This is a genomic window from Mycobacterium sp. pUA109 (assembly GCF_041287095.1).
Classification (GTDB): domain Bacteria; phylum Actinomycetota; class Actinomycetes; order Mycobacteriales; family Mycobacteriaceae; genus Mycobacterium.
In genome coordinates this window covers 21,486-42,480 of the sequence record NZ_JBGGKS010000005.1, presented here as the reverse complement: position 1 = coordinate 42,480, position 20,995 = coordinate 21,486, and the positions used below count along the sequence as shown (strand labels likewise).

Sequence of the window (20,995 nt, the reverse complement as noted above, 5' to 3'; positions counted from 1 at the left end):
GAAATCACTAAGAAAATTGTGGAAGTGGCGCGGCCCCCGCCTCGGCAGCAACACGATGTCCGACATCTCACCGGCGGGAATGCACGTGTGGGCATATTTTGACGCCTTGATCGGCCGGCCCACAAAATGACCGCAATCGGCACCAAAACGGCGTGCGGCCGGGCGTTATGCAGCTCTGGAGGAGAGCGTTTGGGCGCAGATGTGGTTGACTACACGGGCACTGCTGCGCCTCGCGCATGCAGCCTGGACCAACAAGATGGGCCTAACAAAGGATGAGGAAAGCAAGGATGAAGCTGGTTGACAGGTTTTCCGCCGCGGCGAAAGGCATGCCGCGGCGGTTTGCAGTCGCCGCCATGGGCGCGGCCCTGCTGTCGGGCGTGATCGGCGTCGTCGGTGGTACGGCGACGGCCGGCGCATTCTCCCGGCCGGGCCTGCCCGTCGAGTACCTGCAGGTGCCGTCGGCCGGGATGGGCCGCGACATCAAAGTGCAGTTCCAAAGCGGTGGCGCCAACTCCCCGGCGGTCTACATGCTGGACGGTCTGCGCGCCCAGGACGACTTCAACGGCTGGGACATCAACACCCCGGCGTTCGAGTGGTACTACGGCTCGGGCATCTCGATGGTGATGCCGGTCGGCGGTCAGTCCAGCTTCTACAGCGACTGGTACAAGCCGGCGTGCGGTAAGGCCGGTTGCTCCACCTACAAGTGGGAGACCTTCCTCACCAGCGAGCTGCCGCAGTACCTGCAGGCCAACCAGAACGTGAAGCCCACCGGCAGCGCCGCGGTCGGTCTGTCGATGGCCGGTTCGGCCGCGCTGACGCTGGCGATCTACCACCCCGAGCAGTTCCCGTACGCCAGCTCGATGTCCGGGTTCTTGAACCTGTCCGAGGGCTGGTGGCCGTCGCTGGTCAACATCTCCATGGGTGACGCCGGTGGCTACAAGGCCGCCGACATGTGGGGTCCCAAGGAGGACCCGGCCTGGCAGCGCAACGACCCGATGGTCAACATCAGCAAGCTGGTTGCCAACAACACCCGCATCTGGATCTACTGCGGTAACGGCACCCCGAATGAAATCGGTGGTGGCAACCTGCCGGCCGAGTTCCTGGAGAAGATGACGATCCGCACCAACAAGACCTTCCAGGACAACTACATCGCCGCCGGCGGCACCAACGGGGTGTTCAACTTCCCGGACGCCGGTACCCACGACTGGGGCTACTGGGGCCAGCAGCTGCAGGCCATGAAGCCCGACATGCAGCGGGTGCTGGGTGCCACCCCGGGTGGCGGCGCTGCCGCCACCTCGGAGGCGCAGGGCAACTAACGCCCCCCTGCAGCAGTACCACCGTCAACGGCGGCGACCTTCTCGGGTCGCCGCCGTTGACCGTTTTCTCCCCTCGCATCCCGCGGCGTGTGGTTCACTACCTTGCGCGGGGGCGGGGGCCGCGGGGGTGAGGCAATCCAGACGAGTGAGGTGGGTATGAGAGGCCAGTCGATCCTGCTACGGGTGCTCGGCGCCGCGGCGCTGACGCTGGGGCTGTGCGCCGTGACCACCGGCACCGCCAAGGCCGCCTACGAGACGCTGATGGTGCCCTCACCGTCGATGGGCCGCGATATCCCGGTGGCCTTCCTGGCCGGCGGACCGCACGCCGTGTACCTGCTGGACCCGTTCAACGCCGGCGAGGACGTCAGCAACTGGGTCACCGTCGGGAACGCGATGAACACCCTGGCCGGCAAGGGCATCTCGGTCGCCGCCCCGGCGGGTGGGGCGTTCAGCATGTACACCAACTGGGAGCAGGACGGCAGCAAGCAGTGGGACACCTTCCTGTCCAGCGAGCTGCCGGACTGGCTGGCCGCCAACAAGGGCCTGGCCCCGGGCGGCCACGCCGCCGTCGGCGCCGCCCAGGGCGGCTACGGCGCCATGGCGCTGGCGGCCTTCCACCCCGACCGCTTCGGATTCGCCGGATCGTTGTCGGGTTTTCTGGACGTTTCCCGGACCACCACCAACGGCCCGATCCTGGCCGGCATGGAGCAATTCGGCGGGGTGGACGCTAACGGCATGTGGGGTGCACCACAGCTGGGTCGGTGGAAGTGGCACGACCCGTACGAGCACGCGAGCCTGCTGGCGGCGAACAACACCCGGGTGTGGGTGTTCAACGCCACCGGCGGCGCCAGCGACCCGGCAGCCATGATCGGTCAGGAAGCCATCGCGACCGGCAGCGGCCGGTTCTTCTACCAGCAATATCGCAACGTCGGCGGGCACAACGGGCACTTCGACTTCCCCGGCGGCGACAACGGCTGGGGGTCGTGGAGCTCGCAGCTGGGCGCGATGTCCGGCGACATCGTCGGAGCCATCCGCTAGGCCGCGGCCGGTTCGCCATCGACTCTGCGCCTACGGCGCAGAAGTGCGAGTACCGCACGCCGTGGACGCAGAGTCGATGCGCCCCAAGGCCGGTCGGTACCGTGGAGGGGCTGTCGCGGCGCGGCCGCGCAACCCAGACCCGTAGCAGGAGACCATGGCGAAGAAATCTCGGCGCAAACGGCGCCGCATCCTCGGCTGGGCTGCGGCGATCGCCATGGCCGTCGTGGTGGCGCTGGTCGTGGTGGTGGTGGTGATCATGATCCGCCGCCCCGAACCGCCCGCCGCGGTCCCGCCCAGCATCACCCCGCCGAGCAGCTCGGTGCCCCGGCCCAAGAAGCCGCGGCCGGAGTTCCAGGACGCCAGCTGCCCGGATGTGCAGCTGATCTCCATTCCCGGCACCTGGGAGTCGTCGCGCGCCGACAACCCGCTGGACCCGGGCGAATTCCCCAACGCGTTGTTGCTCAACGTGACCCGGCCGATCGCCGACCAGTTCAACCAGAGCCGGCTCGCGGAGTACACGGTGCCCTACACCGCGCAGTTCCACAATCCGTTCGCCGCCGACAACCAGATGTCCTACAACGACAGCCGCAAAGAGGGCACCCGGGCGGCGATCGACGCGATGACCGCGATGAACGACAAGTGCCCGTTGACCAGCTATGTGCTGATCGGGTTCTCCCAGGGCGCGGTGATCGGCGGTGACATCGCCAGCGATATCGGCAACGGCCGCGGGCCGGTCGACGAAGATCTGGTGCTCGGTGTGACGCTGATCGCCGACGGCCGCCGCCAGGAGGGGGTGGGGCAGGACATCGGCCCCAACCCGCCGGGGCAGGGCGCCGAGATCACGCTGCACGACCTGCCGATCCTGTCCAACCTGGGCCTGACCATGACCGGGCCGCGGCCGGGCGGGTTCGGCGACCTGAACAACCGCACGAACGAGATCTGCGGGGCCGGTGACCTGATCTGCGCCGCCCCGCCGGAGGCGTTCAGCATCGCCAACTTGCCCAGGACGCTGGACATCCTGGCCGGCGGCGCCGGCCAACCGGTGCACGCCCTGTATGCCACCACCCAGTTCTGGAGCTTGAACGGGCAACCCGCCACCCAGTGGACCTTGGATTGGGCGCACGGCCTGATCGACAATGCCCCCACTCCCAAGCACGGCTGAGCGTTACCAGAACGTCACCAGACTGGCCGTACCTTTTGATTTGGTGCGCGCCGCACCGACCCTTAACATTAAGAGAAATTTAAGAGGACGTGTGGTCGCCCCCGATCGGGTCGATGGCCGTCGACGAACACGGACACCTCTGTACGATCTGTGAGGTTTAGGGTTCGCGACGAGCGACGCAGGCGGCGTATGACGACCGGCGGCTGACCCGCGACACAAAATTTTTGGTGACAGGAGAGTTGGCATGGCCATGGGGTCCCGGTCCGGGTACCACAACCCGTTCATCAAGGACGGCAAGATCAGGTTCCCCGACAACGGCAGCCTGGTGAACACCGTCGAACGGTGGGCGAAGGTGCGCGGCGACAAGCTGGCGTACCGCTTCCTGGATTTCTCCACCGAGCGCGACGGCATCGCCCGCGACATCTCGTGGGCCGAGTTCGGCGCCCGGAACCGGGCCATCGGGGCCCGGCTGCAGCAGGTCACCCAGCCCGGTGACCGCGTCGCCATCCTGTGCGCACAAAACCTGGACTACCTGGTGTCATTCTTCGGCACCTTGTACTCCGGCCGCATTGCCGTGCCGCTGTTCGACCCGGCCGAGCCCGGCCACGTCGGGCGGCTGCACGCGGTGCTCGACGACTGCACCCCGTCGGCGATCCTGACCACCAGCGACTCCGCCGAAGGCGTCCGCAAATTCTTCCGCAGCCGCCCGGCCAAGGAGCGGCCCCGCATCATCGCCGTCGACGCGGTGCCCGCCGAGGTCGGCGCCACCTGGGAGTTGGTGCCGGCGGACACCGAGACCGTCGCCTACCTGCAGTACACGTCCGGTTCGACCCGCACCCCCACCGGTGTGCAGATCACCCAGCTGAACTTGCCCACCAACGTGGTGCAGGTGATCCACGCGCTGGAGGGTAAAGAAGGTGACCGTGGTGTCACCTGGCTGCCGTTCTTCCACGACATGGGCCTGATCACCATCGTGCTGTCGTCGGTGATCGGCTATCAGTGCACGTTCATGACGCCGGCGGCGTTCGTGCGCCGGCCCTACCGCTGGATCCGGGAGTTGGCGCGTAAGGAGGGGGAGACCGGCGGCACCATCTCCGCGGCCCCCAACTTCGCGTTCGAGCACGCCGCGGCCCGTGGTCTGCCCAAAGAGGGGGACCCGCCGCTGGACCTTTCCAACGTCCACGCCATCCTCAATGGCAGCGAGCCGGTGTCGGCGGCGTCGCTGCGGAAGTTCAACGAGGCGTTCGCCCCGTACGGCTTCCAGGAGCGGGCGATCAAGCCGTCGTACGGGCTGGCCGAGGCCACCCTGTTCGTCTCGACCACCCCGATGAATGAGAAACCCAAGATCATCCACGTGGACCGGGATGCGTTGAACAACGAGAACCGGTTCGTCGAGGTGGACCCCGACGCGCCGAACGCCGTCTCCCAGGCGTCGGCGGGCCGGGTCGGCGTGGACGAGTGGGCGGTCATCGTCGACGCCGAATCGGCCAGCGAACTGCCCGACGGCCAGGTCGGTGAGATCTGGATCGCCGGCAACAACATGGGCACCGGGTACTGGAACCGGGAAAAAGAGACCATCGAGACCTTCAAAAACATCCTCAAGTCGCGCACCAGCCCGTCGCACGCCGAGGGCGCCGCCGACGACGCGCTGTGGGTGCGCACCGGCGACTACGGCACCTTCTACGGCGACGACCTGTACATCACCGGCCGGGTGAAAGATCTGGTCATCGTCGACGGTCGTAACCACTACCCGCAAGACCTGGAGTACTCGGCGCAGGAATCCAGCCGGGCGCTGCGCGTTGGCTATGTGGCCGCGTTCTCGGTGCCGGCCAACCAGTTGCCGGCTGAGGTGTTCGACAACCCGCACTCCGGCCTCAAGTTCGACCCGGAGGACTCTTCCGAGCAGCTGGTGATCGTCGGCGAGCGGGCGCCGGGGGCGCACAAGCTCGACTACCAGCCGATCGCCGACGACATTCGGGCCGCGATCGCGGTCCGGCACGGGGTGACCGTGCGCGACGTGTTGCTGGTGTCGGCCGGGTCGATTCCGCGGACCTCCAGCGGCAAGATCGGGCGTCGCGCCTGCCGCACCGCCTACATCGACGGCAGCCTGCGCGGCGGCACCGCCGCCCCGAACGCCTTCCCCGACCAGGCGGAATAGATCAAGACGTAGCCGGGAGGCTCTCCATGACTGACACGCAACCGGATTCGGCAGCTAGCAGCGAGTCGCGGCGCACCGACATGACGGTCGCCGAGATGCGGGCCTGGCTGCGGAACTGGGTGGCCAACGCCACCGGGCAGTCACCCGACTCCATCAACGAAACCGCGCCGATGGTGGAGCTGGGTCTGTCGTCGCGTGACGCGGTGGCGATGGCCTCCGACATCGAGGACCTCACCGGGGTGACCTTGTCGGCGACGGTGGCGTTCCAGCATCCGACCATCGAGGCGCTGGCGACGGTGATCGTCGAGGGTGAACCGGTGCTGGCCGACGACGCCGACGACGAAGACTGGTCGCGGGACCGTGAGGTGGCCGACATCGCCGTGGTGGGCCTGGCCACCCGGTTCCCCGGCGACATGAACACCCCCGAGCAGACCTGGCAGGCGCTGCTGGAGGGCCGCGACGCGATCACCGACGTGCCCGAGGGCCGCTGGTCGGAGTTTCTCGGCGACCCGCGGATCGCCGAACGGGTCGGGAAGGCCCGCACCCGCGGCGGCTACCTGTCCGACATCAAGGGTTTTGACTCCGAGTTCTTCGCGCTGTCGAAGATGGAGGCCGACAACATCGACCCGCAGCAGCGGATGGCCCTCGAGCTGACCTGGGAGGCACTCGAGCACGCCCGCATCCCGGCGTCGAGCCTGCGCGGCGAATCGGTCGGGGTGTACGTTGGCGCGTCCAACAACGACTACCTCAACTTGTCGCTGGCCGACCCGAGCGTCACCCATCCGTACGCCATCACCGGGAACTCGAGCTCGATCATCGCGAACCGGGTGTCGTATTTCTATGACTTCCACGGGCCGTCGGTGACGGTCGACACCGCTTGCTCGAGTTCGATGGTCGCGGTGCACCAAGGCGTGCAGGCGCTGCGCAGCGGCGAGGCCGAAGTGGTGGTGGCCGGCGGGGTCAACGCGCTGATCACCCCGCTGGTGACGGTCGGCTTCGACGAGGTCGGTGGGGTGCTGGCCGCCGACGGCCGGATCAAATCCTTCTCCGCCGACGCCGACGGCTACGCCCGCTCCGAGGGCGGCGGCATGCTGGTGCTGAAACGGGTCGACGACGCCCGCCGCGACGGCGACCAGATCCTGGCCGTCATCGCCGGCAGCGCGGTCAACCACGACGGCCGCTCCAACGGGCTGTTGGCACCCAACCCCGACGCGCAGGCCGCGGTGCTGCGCAAGGCCTACAAGAACGCCGGGATCGACCCGCGCACCGTGGACTACATCGAGGCGCACGGCACCGGCACCATCCTGGGTGACCCGATCGAGGCCGAGGGGCTGGGCAAGGTGGTCGGCCGCGGTCGGCCCGCCGACAAACCGGCGTTGCTGGGCGCGGTGAAATCCAATGTCGGGCACCTGGAGTCGGCGGCCGGCGCGGCCAGCCTGGCCAAGATAGTGCTGGCGTTGCAGCACGACAAGATCCCGCCGTCGATCAACTACGCCGGCCCCAACCCCTACATCGACTTCGAGGGCCAGCGGCTGAAGGTGGCCGACACCGTCACCGACTGGCCGCGCTACAGCGGGTATGCGATCGCCGGGGTATCCGGGTTCGGATTCGGCGGCGCCAACGCGCACCTGGTGCTGCGGGAGGTCTTGCCCCGCGACGTGATCGAAAAGGAACCCGAGCCGGCACCCGTTGAGGAGAAGCCGGCCACCGAGGCCGCCCCGGCCGAGCTCGTCGGCGGGGTGCGGTTCGACGAGTACGGCGAATTCATCGACGATGCACAGGCGCCGGCCGCCGCGGAGGACGAGTACGAGCTTCCTGGCCTGACCGATGAAGCCCTGCGGCTCAAGGAAGTTGCGCAGGCCGAGCTGGAGGCCGCCGAGGCGCCGGCTCCGCTGATCCCGCTGGCGGTGTCGGCGTTTTTGACCTCCCGCAAGAAGGCCGCGGCGGCCGAACTGGCCGACTGGATCGACAGTCCCGAGGGCCGCACGTCGTCGCTGGAATCGATCGGGCGGGCGCTGTCCCGGCGCAACCACGGCCGGTCCCGCGCGGTGGTGCTGGCCCGCGACCACGACGAAGCGGTCCAGGGGCTGCGCGCGATCGCCGAGGGCAAGCAACGACCGAACGTGTTCGCCGCCGACGGGCCGGTCACCAACGGTCCGGTGTGGGTGCTGGCCGGATTCGGTGCCCAGCACCGCAAGATGGGCAAGAGCCTGTACCTGCGTGACCCGATCTTCGCCGAGTGGATCGACAAGATCGACGCGCTGATCCAGGACGAGCGCGGCATTTCGATCCTGGAGATGATCCTCGACGACGCGGTGGACTACACCGGCGACACAGTCGAATACCCCATCGAAGCCGTTCAGCTGGTGATCTTCGCGATCCAGATCGCGCTCGGCGAGCTGCTCAAAGCGCACGGCGCCAAGCCGGCCGCGGTGGTCGGCCAGTCGCTGGGTGAGCCGGGAGCCGCCTACTTCGCGGGCGGGCTGTCGCTGCGCGACACCGTGCGGATCATCGTCCCGCGCGCCCGGCTGATGGGCGAGGGCGAGGCGATGCTGTTCGGCGAGTACATCCGGCTGATGGCGCTGGTGGAGTACTCCGCCGACGAGATCAAGACCGTGTTCGCCGACTTCCCCGATCTGGAAGTCTGCGTCTACGCCGCGCCGACCCAGACCGTGATCGGCGGGCCGCCCGAGCAGGTCGACGCGATCATCGCCCGCTGCGAAGCCGAGGGCCGGTTCGCCCGCAAGTTCCAGACCAAGGGCGCCAGCCACACGGCGCAGATGGACCCGCTGCTCGGCGAGTTCACCGCCGACCTGCAGGGCATCCACCCGATGCCGCTGACCTGCGGCTACTTCTCCACCGTGCACGAGGGCAGCTACATCCGCCCGGGCGGTGAGCCGATCCACGACGTGGACTACTGGAAGAAGGGGCTGCGGCACTCGGTCTACTTCACCCACGGCGTGCGCAACGCCGTCGACAACGGGCACACCACGTTCTTGGAGCTGGCACCCAACCCGGTGGCCCTGATGCAGGTCGGGTTGACCACCGCGGCCGCCGGGCTGCACGACGCACAACTGATCGCGACGCTGGCCCGCAAACAAGACGAGGTCGAGTCGATGACCACGGCGATGGCCCAGCTGTTCGTGCACGGCCACGACCTGGACATTCGCACCCTGTTCACCCGGGCGCAGGGGCCGGCGGATTACGCGAACATCCCGCCGACCCGGTTCAAGCGCAAAGAGCACTGGCTGGATGCGCGTTTCACCGGCGACGCGTCCGGCGTGATTCCCGGCTCGCACGTGGCGCTGCCCGACGGCCGGCACGTCTGGGAGTTCGCCCCGCGCGGCGAGACCGACCTGGCCGCGTTGGTGAACGCCGCGGCCGCCCAAGTGCTTCCGGATGCCACGCTGACGGCCTCCGAGCAGCGGGCGGTGCCCGGCGAGGGGGCGCGGCTGGTGACCACGCTGACCCGGCACCCCGGTGGCGCCGCGGTGCAGGTGCACGCCCGCATCGAGGAGTCGTTCACCCTGGTCTACGACGCGCTGGTGAGCCGGGGCGGGGCGGCGGCGGTGCTGCCCGCAGCGGTCGGCGCCGGGACCGCCATCGCGACCGCTGTCGACGGCGCCGCGCCGGCACCGGTGGAGGAAACACCGGACGCGGAGATCCTGCACGACAACCTGACTGCCGGCGCCGGGATGGCCGCCGGGTTCGCCAAGTGGTCGCCGGACTCCGGGGAGACCATTGCGCAGCGGCTGGGCACCATCGTCGGTGCGGCGATGGGCTACGAGCCCGAGGACCTGCCGTGGGAGGTGCCGCTGATCGAGCTGGGCCTGGATTCGCTGATGGCGGTGCGGATCAAGAACCGCGTCGAGTACGACTTCGACATACCGCCGATCCAGCTGACTGCGGTCCGCGACGCCAACCTGTACAACGTCGAGGAGATGCTCCGCTACGCGGTCGAGCACCGCGACGAGGTTGAGGCGCTGCACGAACACCAGAAGACGCAGACGCCTGAGCAGATCGCCGCCGAACAGGCCGCCCTGCTCTCGGGCGCCAACCCGAACACGGTGCTCAACGCGCCGGCGCCGGACCCGCAGGCCGAGCCCGAGACGCAGTCGACGCCGGATGTGCCTGCGCCGCCGACGGATCCGTCGGGCCCGGGCGGTGCGCCGATTCCGCCCCCGCCCAGCGATCCGTCGGGCCCGGCGGTCACCGGCGTCAGCAAGGCGACGGCGGCCGCGGCGGCCGCCAAGGTGCTCACCCAGGAAGCGGTGACCGAGGCGTTGGGTGCCGACGTGCCGCCGCGCGACGCGGCCGAGCGGGTCACCTTCGCGACGTGGGCGATCGTCACCGGCAAATCGCCGGGCGGCATCTTCAACGAGCTGCCCGCGCTCGACGATGCATCGGCGGAGAAGATGGCCGCGCGGCTGTCCGAGCGGGCCGAGGGCAACATCACCGTCGACGACGTGAAGTCGGCGCAAACCATCGAGGGCCTGGCGTCCATCGTTCGCGAGCAGCTCGAAGAAGGGGTGGTGGACGGTTTCGTCCGCACCCTGCGGGCACCCCAGGAAGGGTCCAGTCGGGTGCCGCTGTTCGTGTTCCACCCGGCCGGCGGGTCGACGGTGGTCTACGAACCGCTGATGAAGCGGCTGCCGGCGGACACCCCGGTGTACGGCATCGAGCGGGTGGAGGGCTCCATCGAGGAGCGCGCCGCCGAGTACGTGCCCAAACTGCTGGAGCTGCACTCCGGTCCGTTCCTGCTGGCCGGCTGGTCGCTGGGCGGCGCGCTGGCCTACGCGTGCGCGATCGGGCTCAAGCGGGCCGGCGCCGATGTGCGCTACGTCGGGCTGATCGACGCGGTGATGCCCGGGGAGCCGATCGACCAGAGCAAGGCGGGGATGCGCGCGCGCTGGGACCGCTACGCGCGGTTCGCCGAGCGCACCTTCAATGTCGAGGTTCCCGAAATCCCGTACGAGGAGCTGGAGAAGCTCGACGATGAGGGCCAGGTCCGCTTCGTGATGGACGTCGTCGCGCAGAGCGGGGTGCAAATCCCGGGCGGGATCATCGAGCACCAGCGCACGTCGTACCTGGACAACCGAGCCCTGGACACTGCCGAATACCAGTCCTACGACGGCCATGTGACGCTGTACCTGGCCGACCGCTACCACGATGACGCCATCGTGTTCGAGCCGGCCTACGCCACCCGCAAACCCGACGGGGGCTGGGGCGAGTACGTGGCCGACCTGGAGGTGGTGCCGGTCGGCGGCGAACACATCCAGGTCATCGACGAGCCGATCGTCGCCAAGATCGGGGCGCACATGAGCCAGGCGATCACCCGCATCCAAGCCGAAAGCGAGGACAAGTGACCACCAAGACCACCGCCGAACTGCTGACCGACCTCCGCGAGAAACTCGCGCTCGCCCAGGAGCCCGGTGGTGAGAAGGCCGTCGCCAAGCGGGCGAAGAAAGGAATTCCCAGCGCCCGCGCCCGGATCCACGCACTCCTAGACCCAGGCACGTTCCTGGAGATCGGTGCCCTGTGCAAGACGCCGGGTGACCCGAACGCGCTCTACGGCGATGGGGTGGTGACCGGGCACGGGCTGATCAACGGTCGGCCGGTCTGCGTCTTCAGCCACGACCAGACCGTGTTCCAGGGATCGGTCGGGGAGATGTTCGGCCGGAAGGTGGCCGCGTTGATGGAGTGGGCCGCCAAGACGGGCTGCCCGATGATCGGCATCAACGACTCGGCGGGCGCCCGCATCCAGGATGCGGTGACGTCGCTGGCCTGGTACGCCGAACTCGGCCGGCGCCACGAACTGCTGCGCGGGTTGGTTCCGGAGATCTCGATCATCCTTGGCAAATGTGCTGGGGGAGCGGTGTATTCGCCGATCCAAACCGACCTGGTGGTGGCGGTGCGGGACCAGGGATACATGTTCGTCACCGGTCCGGACGTGATCAAAGACGTCACCGGTGAGGACGTAACCTTGGACGAGCTGGGCGGCGCCGAAGCGCAGGCCCGCTACGGCAACGTGCACCAGGTGGTCGAGGATGAGGCCGCAGCGTTCCAGTACGTCCGTGACTACCTGTCCTTCCTGCCCGCCAACACGTTCGACGATCCGCCGATCGTCAATCCGGGCCTGGAGCCGGAGATCAGCGCGCACGACCTGGAGCTGGACTCGATCGTGCCGGATGCCGACAACACCGCCTACGACATGCACGAAATCCTGCTGCGGATCTTCGACGACGGCGACGTTTTCGACATCGGCCAGCAACGTGGCCAAGCGATCATCACCGCCTTCGCGCGGGTCGACGGTTTCCCGGTGGGCGTCATCGCCAACCAGCCGATGTACATGTCCGGCGCGATCGACAACGAGGCGTCCGACAAGGCTGCTGGTTTTATCCGGTTCTGCGACTCCTACAACCTGCCGCTGGTTTTCGTTGTCGACACCCCCGGCTTCCTGCCGGGCGTGGAGCAGGAGAAAGGCGGCATCATCAAACGTGGCGGTCGGTTTTTGAACGCCGTCGTCGAGGCCGACGTACCGAAGGTGACGATCACCATCCGCAAATCCTACGGCGGGGCGTACGCGGTGATGGGCTCCAAGCAGCTGTCCGCCGATCTGAACTTCGCCTGGCCGACCGCGCGCATCACGGTGATCGGCGCCGAGGGTGCCGCCCAATTGCTGATGAAGCGTTTCCCCGACCCGAGCGCGCCGGAGGCGCAGGAAGTGAAGCGGCAGTTCATCGCCGGCTACAACGAGAACATGGCGATCCCCTGGGTCGCTGCCGAGCGCGGCTACATCGACGGCGTGATCCAGCCACACGAAACCCGTCTGCTACTGCGCAAGTCGCTGCGGCTGCTGGTCGACAAGCAGAACCTGCGCAAAGTGCAGCGCAAGCACGGCCTGCTGCCGATCTAAGGCTCACCGTCTGCTCCCCTCTTCGCTCCCGCGAGCGTGCGCAGTTGTACGGTTTCCCAGCGCTGTGACCGTACATCTGCGCACGCTCGCGGGTCGGCGCGCCAAAACAGTGGTCTCGAGTGAGTAAGTGTTTCGTAACACTTTGATCACTCCAGTAACATCTGCATCAGACGCATTATCGTGTCTCCCAGGCGATTCCGTGTAGCTCTAAACCGCCGAGTCTCGAATTGGTCAGGGACTGATCTCAACTCCCCTGCCGACGATCGCCTGCTGAGACACCGGCGGTGCGCCGAGGGGTTGAATTGCGTCATCATGCCGAGGCCCGATGAGCCTGCTATTGCCGCAGGCGCCGCCGTCACGCCTGCCCGATCCGCGGCCGGACGATGCAAATCGGCTGATCCGCCGGGCTATTGCCGCTTCCGCGATGGGCAATGCCGCCGAGTGGTACGACTACGGCGTCTATGCGGCGGTCGCGACCTATCTGACCGAGGCGTTCTTTCCGGAGCCGTTGGGCAGCATCGGCACCATGCTGGGTTTCGCGGTGTCGTTTGTGCTGCGCCCCCTCGGCGGCATGGTCTGGGGCGCGATCGGAGATCGCATCGGCAGAAAATCGGTGCTAGTCACGACGATCCTGCTGATCGCTAGTGCCACCATGCTGATGGGTGTACTCCCCACCTACGCGTCCGTCGGGGCGTGGGCACCGTTCTTCCTGATCATCTTACGGGTGGTACAGGGATTCTCCGCGGGCGGCGAATACGGTGGAGCGGCAACGTTTATCGCCGAGTACGCCCCGGACGCCAAGCGCGGGCGCTACGGCTGCTTCCTCGAGTTCGGCACGCTAGGTGGCTTCGTATTCGGCAGCGCGGCCGTGCTGAGCTTGGAGGCCATGCTCACCCACGACCAGATGGTGGGCTGGGGATGGCGCGTCCCGTTCTTTGTCGCGCTGCCGTTGGGCCTGATCGGCCTGGTGCTGCGCACCAAAATCGACGACACACCGGTGTTCAAGGAGTTTTCGGCCGGCAACGCGCTGCACGGGCGCGTCAAGCCGAGCCTCGCGGACATGCTGTCGGCCTATGCGCGGCCCATCGTGGTGATGTTCGCGATGGTGGTCGCGCTCAACGTCACCAGCTACACCCTGTTGACCTACCAGCCGACCTATCTGCACGCCACCCTCGGTCTGGGTGAACGCAGCCGCACCGCGGTCATTTTGGTGGGGGAGCTGGTGATGATGGCGTGCATCCCCTTCGCCGGCGCCTTATCGGACCGCGTCGGCCGCAAACCCATGTGGCGCCGTTCGCTGGTTGGGCTCTGCGTGTTGGCGCTGCCCATGTACTGGCTGATGGGACAGGGATTCGGGTGGGCCATCGTCGGGTTTGCGGTGCTCGGGTTGCTGTTCATCCCGCAGCTGGCGACCGTATCGGCGACCTTCCCGGCCATGTTCCCCACCCAAGTGCGCTACGCGGGCTTCGCGATCTCCTACAACGTCGCCACCACCCTGTTCGGCGGCACCGCCCCGCTGGTCGCCGACACCGTCATCGACAGCACCGGGTGGCGGCTGTTTCCGGCCGTCTACCTGATGCTGGGGTGCGCCATCGGCCTGGCGGCCATGCCGTTCATGCGCGAGACCGCCGGGTGCTCCATACGTGGCACCGAGATTCCCGGCTTCGCAACCGCACTCGAATGCGAGTTGAGTGCCGTGACCACACGCCGCCTCGCCCTGGCTGAGCTGACGTAATCCGCGGCGAGCGTGCGTAAACCCGGGATTTTCCCCGGCGTGTCGGACGGAAACACGCACGCTCACGCCCGGAAAGTTACGCCTTGATGCGGATTTCGCCGGGGGACCACCAGCCGCTGCGGGTGGCGCTGCCCAACTCGATATCGGCCGGCACCGCCTCCACGATCGTGTCGAACTTCCGCAGCGACCCCCAGTCGCGGCCCCAGTCCCGCGACAGGTAGGTCGCCATCACATGCGCCCGCATCAGCAGATCCGTGATGCCCAGCAGGCCGCCGTTGACGCCGTCCTCCCAGGTGTCGGTGTCCTGCTTTTTGGCGGTGTAATCCGGGGTGATCCGGAACTTCGGGATCTCGGTGACGCCGTTGGTGTGCAGCATCGGCTGCTGGCACGGGAACGCCAGGCCGACCGCCCAGTCCATCAGCACCGGCTGCGACGAGCCGATGTATTCCTGCAGCGACCGTAACTCGGGCACCCGGGGCGGCGTCACCGCGATCCAGTCGCGGGGGGTCAGCGACACATCCTCGGCGATCACCCGCACCACGGTCGCGTCGCCCGGGATCAGCGACCGGTCGAAACGCAGGTTGCGCCAGGCATCGGGCTGTTCGGCGTACAGGTCGAACGGCACCAGCCGCCCGCCGGGCACCACGGTGCCGTCGGGACCCGGTGTGCCGTACTCCAGCACCACGGTCTGGCCCCCGGTGTGTCCGTGCAGCACGCTGTTGCCGGCGATGACGCCCGCCGCGGTCACCACGACCAGCGGATGCGCGGCGTCCTGCCCCGGCAGCCGGTACCAGGCCGACGCCAGCTTGCTGACCTGTTGCGGGCTGGTGGTGTAGGTGCCGGCCAACGGAACCCGTTTCGGGTCAAGGCCGTAGGGCAGCGGCACCGTGGACCCGTTGATGCCCGGGGTCTTCAGGGTGGTCGGCGCGTCCCAGTCGTAGTCGGTGCCCGGTTTGGTCTGCGTCATCCGGATCGCCTCGGCGACGGTGTGTTCCGGCACCCCGTCGGGGCTGAATCCCACCGCGCCGGTGCCGCCCAGCGGCCCCAGCGCCCCGTATTCCCCGGGTAGTGGGGGCATGAACCCGTCGTTGGCGTCCGGTTCGACCAGCACGTCGTCGGCCAGACCACAGCCGCCAACGAACGCGCGTACGTTGGCCCAGCCGTTGGAGTAGGTCGGGTATTGGCGCACGATCCCGGCCACCATCGACGCGACGAACACGCACACCATGAAGCCGGCCGCCACCGGCACCGGTGCCGCGGTCAACGCCCGCGCCACCCGTCCCTCGCCGCGGTCGCGCGGCGCGAAGTGCAGCCACATCGCGTACAGCGCGGTGACCGCGAACAGCGCGAAAAATATGGTGCTGACGGTCATTCCACCAATGCGGGGCATCGCGCTGTTGAACGGCACCCCGTAACTGGAGACGTACCACCAGCCGTTGGTGGTGGCGAAACACAACGCCAGCAAGAAGAATACGGCGGCCACGAACGCCATCCGGTTTCGCGACCAGCGCAGCACCGCCGGCGACACCAGCACGGTGGCCAACGCGGCCATGGCGGCGGCCACGGCGGCGAACAGCCCGAAGTGGTGCACCCACTTGGTGGGGGTGAACATCAGGAAGAACATGGTGGCGAAGATGACGCCCATCAGCCGCCACGCCGGGCCACGGGCCACACCGGGAACCCGCTTGCGCCGCAACATGACAAACACCGCGGTGAACAGGCACAGCGCAGCGATGAAGAACCCAAACCGGCGCGACAGTGACCCGTCCACGGTGGGCAGGATCAGGTAGTAGTAGCGCAGGTTCTCGGTGTACCAGGCCTGGCTGGGACCGATCGCGCTGCGCACCCGGGTGGCTTCCAACACGGCGCGCAGCGTCTGGTCGGCGAACACCACCGTCAGCACGACGAATCCGGCCGCCAGCATCGGCGCCACCAGCGGCCAGGTGCCGACCTGCTGACGGCGGCGCACCAAGATCCGCAGGATCGGTCGGCCACCGGCCACCAACGCCGCCACCGCGATCAGCCCGGTGGGCTGGATGCCCAGGGTGAAAGCGGCGGTGATGATCGCCAACGCGGCCGGGATCAGCCGGCCGGTGTTCATCGCGCGTTCGATCAGCACGTAGGTGATCAGCGAGCCCACCGCGATGATCGGCTCCGGCCGCAGCCCGTTGTTGAACGGCATCCATGCCGCCAGCAGCACCGTCCCGGCCGCCCACACCGCGGGTTTGCTCCCGGCCACCGCCGGACCCAACCGGGGCAACACCTCCCGCGACAGCAGCAGCCAACACACCAGCCCAGCGACCAAGTCGGGCAACCGGATCCAGATGCTCTGGTCGCTGACATGGGTCATCAGTGCCAGCAGGTTGTAGTACCAGCCGAACGGGTCCTCCGGGCTGCCGAACCAGCGGAAGTAGTTGGACATGTAGCCGGCGTGCCCGGCGACCCGTGCCATACCCAGGATGTAGCCGTCATCCGAGGAGTTGGCGCCGATCACGTACCACAGCAAAAAGCCGAAGATCACCGCGGCGTCAGCGAGGGTGAAAAATCGCCAGCGGGCCGGGATGATCCGCTGCATGCGGCGGCCGTCCATCCGGTCCAGCCGCCACAACGCCACCAACGCGATGACGGTCGCGGCGATCGCCGCGATGATCGCGGCCAACTTCAACGTCGTTGGCTTGGAGGAGAATCGGGTGTCAATGGTGGCCGAGAACTCCAGGCCTTCCGGGGCCGGCCCGGTCAGGTCGGTGAACACCCCGACGATCTGGGGGCGCAGATTCGCATCGTTCCAGCCGCCGTCGCGGCCCTTGAGCCCGACGAACCGGGCGAAGGTGCCGGCGTGTGAGGAGCCGATCTCAATGCGCTGGCACTCCGGCGATTCCACCGCCGCCCGCGGCACGCTGGCCACCACCACGTTGCGGTCGGTGATGTCGACCCGGTCCTTGGTGACGGTGACGAACAATCCCTGAAGCGCGGCCTCCTTGCCCTTGGCCGGCCCGGTGCCCAGCAGCAACCCGCCGGCCGCCGGCATCGACCGCACCGCCGAGCACGGAACTTTGGCGGTCATCTCGATCGGGGTCAGCGCGATCAGCGGCGCGGTCACGCTGTGGACCTGCCCGTGCTGCGGCCAGGTCAGCGTCGCGGTGGTCTGCACCACCGGCAGCAGCGGGGTGGCCGCCGACAGCACGAACCCGATCAGCCCGGCGATGATGGCCACCCACCGCGCGATCCGCACGTCGCGACCGGCGTCGCGGGCCACCTCACGGTTCATGACAACGCTCATGGGCGCCACTCCTCGATCCCGGCTGCGCCCTGCATCGTCGTCGGCGCGAATTCGGTGCGGCTCATGGCAGGGCTCGAATCGGTCCGCGCCGGCTCCAGCCCGGCACCGTGATCACGCCCTGCTCGATCACCGCGTCGGGCGACTGCTCGGCGGGTACCAGGCGGTGATACTGCTCGACCGACCCCCAGTCGCGGTACCAGTCGTCGCGCAGGTAGGTGGGGATGGTGCTGGTGTAGAGCATCTCGACGGTGAACAGGAACGGTCCGCCGTCCTCGGCGGACTGCCAGTTGTTCGACGAGCCCGCGGTCTGTTTGCGGTCCGCCAGGATGCGGTAAGTCGGAAGTTCCGCCACGCCAAGGTGTTCGGAGAACGGGCGCTGGCAGGGGAAGTTCGCGGCGGTCGCGATGTCGAGCAGCACCGGGGTTTGCGATCCGATCAGCTGCTGCAGCGTCTGGGTCACCGGCACCCGCGGCGGGGTGAAGGCGAACCACTGGTCGGTGGACAGGTTGGGATCGTCGGCCACGATGCGGACGACGTCGGCCTGCGGCGGCGCCCAGGACAGCGGGAATCGCAGGTTACGCCAGGACCGCTGCGGTCCCAGGTCGATCGGCTCGACCAACCCCAGCCCCTGGACGCTGCCGTCGGGCCGCGCGGCACCCCACTCCAGTTTCAGCGGCTGCCCGTAGCTCAGCGTCCCGTCCTCTTCATGCGACCAGATGGCGCCCGCGGCGGCGACCACCACCAGCGGCCGCTCCGGGGCGCGCGGGCCCAGCTGGTACCACACCGAGGTAGCGTGCGCGGCGGCCTGGTCTTGTTTGTAGCTGCCCAGCACCGGAGTTTTCGCCGGGTCCAGCCCGAACGGCAGTACCACCCGCGATCCGTTGATCCCGGGCGGCGCGTCCGGCGGGATCCGCCCCCCGGCGGTGCCGGCGGCGTCGGTGATGGCGGCGTTGGGTTTATCGGGGGAGGCGTCAGAGTTGACCAACCCGGGTTTGACGCTCAGCGGATCCGACTTCAGGTCATCGGCGACGCCGTTCGGGGTGAACCCGACCGGGTTCAGCCCGCCGAGCGGGCCCTGGGGCCCGGACTCTTGGTTCGGCAGCGGCGACAGCAGTCCGGCGGTGGTGTCCGGTTCGGCCAGCACCTCGTCGGCCATCGCACAGCTGGTGGTCGACAACCCGGATTTCAGCGCGGCCAGGTTGGCGCCGGCGGTGGTGTACGTCGGGTAGCGCCCGACGAAACCCTTGGCCATCGAACCGACTTCGAGCACCACCATGATGGTGGCCACCACCAGCAGCGGAGTCGACGCCAGCACCCGGTTGCGCCGGGTATTGGCCACCTCGGTGTGCCCGGCGTAGTCCAACCGGAAGTGCTGCCAGGCGGCCAGCAGCCCGCTGGCGATCGACAACGCGAGGAACATCGTCGTGACCGGGTGGCTGGCGATGACGGGTTGGATGTCGAACCACGGCACCCCGTAGGCCCCGACGTAGAACCAGCTGTTGTAGCCGGAGGTGGCCCAGGCCAGCAGGAACAGCAGCGCGGTGACGTACAGCGACAGGTTGCGGCGGCTGTGCAGACCGATGCGGGCGAACGCGAACGCGGTGACCGCGCCCAGCGCGCCGGCCAGCCCGGCGAACGCGCCGAACTGCACCACCCATTTGGTCGGGGTGAACCACAGCAGGAACAGGCCGATGGCCACCGTGCCGATCAGCCGCCACGCCGGTCCGCTGGCCAGACCGGCCACCTTGCCGCGTCGCAGCAGCACCACCAACACCCCGAACACGCTCAGCAGCAGCACCAGCACCGCGAAGCGCCGCGACATCGACCCGTCGACGGTCTCCAGGGTCAGGAAGTAGTAGCGCAGGAAATCCTGATACCAGGCGATCGTCGGGCCCACCACATATTTGATGCGCGCCGACTCGGCCACCGTCGCCAACGTCTGGGACCGAAACACCACCACCAGGATCAGCGTCGCCGCCGACGCCAACACCGCCAGCGGTGCCAGCACACCGTCGACGCCGCGGCGGCGCGCGATGATCGCCGCGATCGCCCGCGCCCCGGCCAGCAGCGCGGCGATGGCGATCAGCCCCTGCGGGGCCAACGTCGCGCTCAATCCCGCGACGACGATCGCGGCCGCGGCCGGAGTCAGCCGGCGGGTGGCGATCGCGTTTTCCACCAGCAGCCAGGTGAGCAGCGCACCCAGCGCGATCAGCGGTTCGGGGCGCAGGCCGTTGTTGAACGGCAACCAGGCCGCCACGTACACCGCCGCCGCCGTCCACACCGCAACCCGGTTGCCCGCCAGGCCGCCTTTCGCGGGACCCAGCCGGCGCAGCACGTACCGGCTGATCACCAGCCAGCACACGATGCCGGCCGCGGTGGCCGGCAGCCGCATCCACACCCCGGCGGTGCTGATCGAGGCCAGCTGGGCCAGCACGGCCGGATACCAGTCGAACGGCGCGTCGGTGGTGCCGAAGAACCGGTAGTAGTTGGCCACGTAGCCGGCTTTGCCGGCGACCCGGGCGATGGTCAGGTTGTAGCCGTCGTCCGAGGAGGTGGCGCCGATGACGTGCCAGAGCAGCAGGGTGCCGATGACACCGAGGTCGGCCAGCCAGGTCGCGGCCCCGACCTTCCACCACCGGCCCCAGTTGCGCGGCACCCGTCGTCCCGACCGACGGTCCAGCGCCGCCAACGCGCCGATCGCGGCCAGCACGCACAGCACACCCAGGACCATGGCCGCCCGCTTGAGCGTGGTCGGCACGGTGATGAACCGGGTGTCGATGTCGATGCGGGCGCTCAGGCCGGGCTGGGCGTCCACCTTCATCTCGGTGAACACGCCGCCAACCTGCGGTTTCTTTTCCACCGGCAGGGTGCCGGTGGCGCCCGGGATCCCAACGAAGTCGGCGCCCACCCCGCCGACGCCCGCCCAGATGTGCAGCACACTGCAGCCGCCGGCCGCCACCGCTTCGCGCTTCGCCACGGTGGCCACCGAGTCGCGGAACGCGACCACGACGGTGTCCTTATTGGCCCGCACGAACAGTCCGCTCTTGGTGGCGTCCACCCCGCCGAGCGGCACCGTGGAGAACACCAGTCCGCCGTCCGCGGGCAGGGTGGCGATCGCCGAGCAGGGGATGGACACGTCCAGGGCCTGCGGCGCGCCCGCCACCAGCGGGGCGGTGACATCGGTGACGTGACCGTCCTTGGTGCCTTGCGGCCACAGGATGGTGGCGGTGGTCTGCTTGACCGGCAGCAGCGGGACCACGCCGCACAGCAGCGCACCGGCGATGCCCGCGACGACGGCGATCAGCCGGGCGATCCGATAGCGGGATCGCTGGTTGTCATCGGTGGGCACGAGGCTCGATGTTATGCGACGGCGTGCGCGACGATGGGACC

General features: G+C 68.4%; 9 protein-coding genes. 7 read left to right on the top strand and 2 right to left on the bottom strand.

Annotated features, from left to right (window positions below):
* The first annotated feature begins 326 nt into the window (after positions 1-326).
* The 7 genes from ACAG26_RS07400 to ACAG26_RS07370 all read left to right on the top strand — a co-directional run bounded on the left by ACAG26_RS07400 (position 327) and on the right by ACAG26_RS07370 (position 14,325).
* On the top strand, positions 327-1,316 hold the full coding sequence (locus ACAG26_RS07400; RefSeq protein WP_370481195.1) for an esterase family protein: 990 nt from the start codon (positions 327-329) through the stop codon (positions 1,314-1,316).
* A gap of 156 nt (positions 1,317-1,472) precedes the next feature.
* On the top strand, positions 1,473-2,354 hold the full coding sequence (locus ACAG26_RS07395) for an alpha/beta hydrolase-fold protein (RefSeq protein WP_370480798.1): 882 nt from the start codon (positions 1,473-1,475) through the stop codon (positions 2,352-2,354).
* A gap of 154 nt (positions 2,355-2,508) precedes the next feature.
* Positions 2,509-3,516 carry a cutinase family protein gene (locus ACAG26_RS07390; protein WP_370480796.1) on the top strand — a complete coding sequence of 336 codons (1,008 nt, stop codon included), beginning with the start codon at positions 2,509-2,511 and terminating at the stop codon, positions 3,514-3,516.
* A gap of 250 nt (positions 3,517-3,766) precedes the next feature.
* The gene (gene fadD32 / locus ACAG26_RS07385) at positions 3,767-5,674 is read left to right on the top strand and encodes a long-chain-fatty-acid--AMP ligase FadD32 (RefSeq protein WP_370481194.1); all 1,908 of its coding nucleotides are present in this window, start codon (positions 3,767-3,769) and stop codon (positions 5,672-5,674) included.
* Between the two features lie 26 nt (positions 5,675-5,700).
* Positions 5,701-11,040, top strand: a complete 5,340-nt coding sequence (gene pks13 / locus ACAG26_RS07380) for a polyketide synthase Pks13 (protein ID WP_370480794.1) — start codon at positions 5,701-5,703, stop codon at positions 11,038-11,040.
* Positions 11,037-12,590 carry an acyl-CoA carboxylase subunit beta gene (locus tag ACAG26_RS07375; RefSeq protein ID WP_370480792.1) on the top strand — a complete coding sequence of 518 codons (1,554 nt, stop codon included), beginning with the start codon at positions 11,037-11,039 and terminating at the stop codon, positions 12,588-12,590. The genes pks13 and ACAG26_RS07375 overlap by 4 nt, the downstream gene beginning before the upstream one ends.
* Before the next feature lie 325 nt (positions 12,591-12,915).
* Positions 12,916-14,325, top strand: coding sequence for an MFS transporter (locus tag ACAG26_RS07370; protein WP_370480790.1), 1,410 nt, complete (start codon positions 12,916-12,918; stop codon positions 14,323-14,325).
* A 76-nt stretch (positions 14,326-14,401) separates the two neighbouring features.
* Here ACAG26_RS07370 and ACAG26_RS07365 read toward each other — a convergent pair whose 3' ends face one another.
* Both ACAG26_RS07365 and ACAG26_RS07360 read right to left on the bottom strand, forming a co-directional pair.
* Entirely contained in the window at positions 14,402-17,605 is a 3,204-nt protein-coding gene (locus ACAG26_RS07365) for an arabinosyltransferase domain-containing protein (RefSeq protein WP_370480789.1), read from the bottom strand.
* 61 nt (positions 17,606-17,666) lie between these two features.
* On the bottom strand, positions 17,667-20,954 hold the full coding sequence (locus tag ACAG26_RS07360) for an arabinosyltransferase domain-containing protein (RefSeq protein ID WP_370480786.1): 3,288 nt from the start codon (positions 20,952-20,954) through the stop codon (positions 17,667-17,669).
* Positions 20,955-20,995 lie beyond the last annotated feature (41 nt).

Coding starts and splice junctions, on each gene's coding strand:
- ACAG26_RS07400 (WP_370481195.1), top strand. CDS start 327: ATGCCGCGGCGGTTTGCAGTCGCCGCCATGGGCGCGGCCCTGCTGTCG.
- ACAG26_RS07395 (WP_370480798.1), top strand. CDS start 1,473: ATGAGAGGCCAGTCGATCCTGCTACGGGTGCTCGGCGCCGCGGCGCTG.
- ACAG26_RS07390 (WP_370480796.1), top strand. CDS start 2,509: ATGGCGAAGAAATCTCGGCGCAAACGGCGCCGCATCCTCGGCTGGGCT.
- fadD32 (WP_370481194.1), top strand. CDS start 3,767: ATGGGGTCCCGGTCCGGGTACCACAACCCGTTCATCAAGGACGGCAAG.
- pks13 (WP_370480794.1), top strand. CDS start 5,701: ATGACTGACACGCAACCGGATTCGGCAGCTAGCAGCGAGTCGCGGCGC.
- ACAG26_RS07370 (WP_370480790.1), top strand. CDS start 12,916: ATGAGCCTGCTATTGCCGCAGGCGCCGCCGTCACGCCTGCCCGATCCG.
- ACAG26_RS07365 (WP_370480789.1), bottom strand. CDS start 17,605: ATGAGCGTTGTCATGAACCGTGAGGTGGCCCGCGACGCCGGTCGCGAC.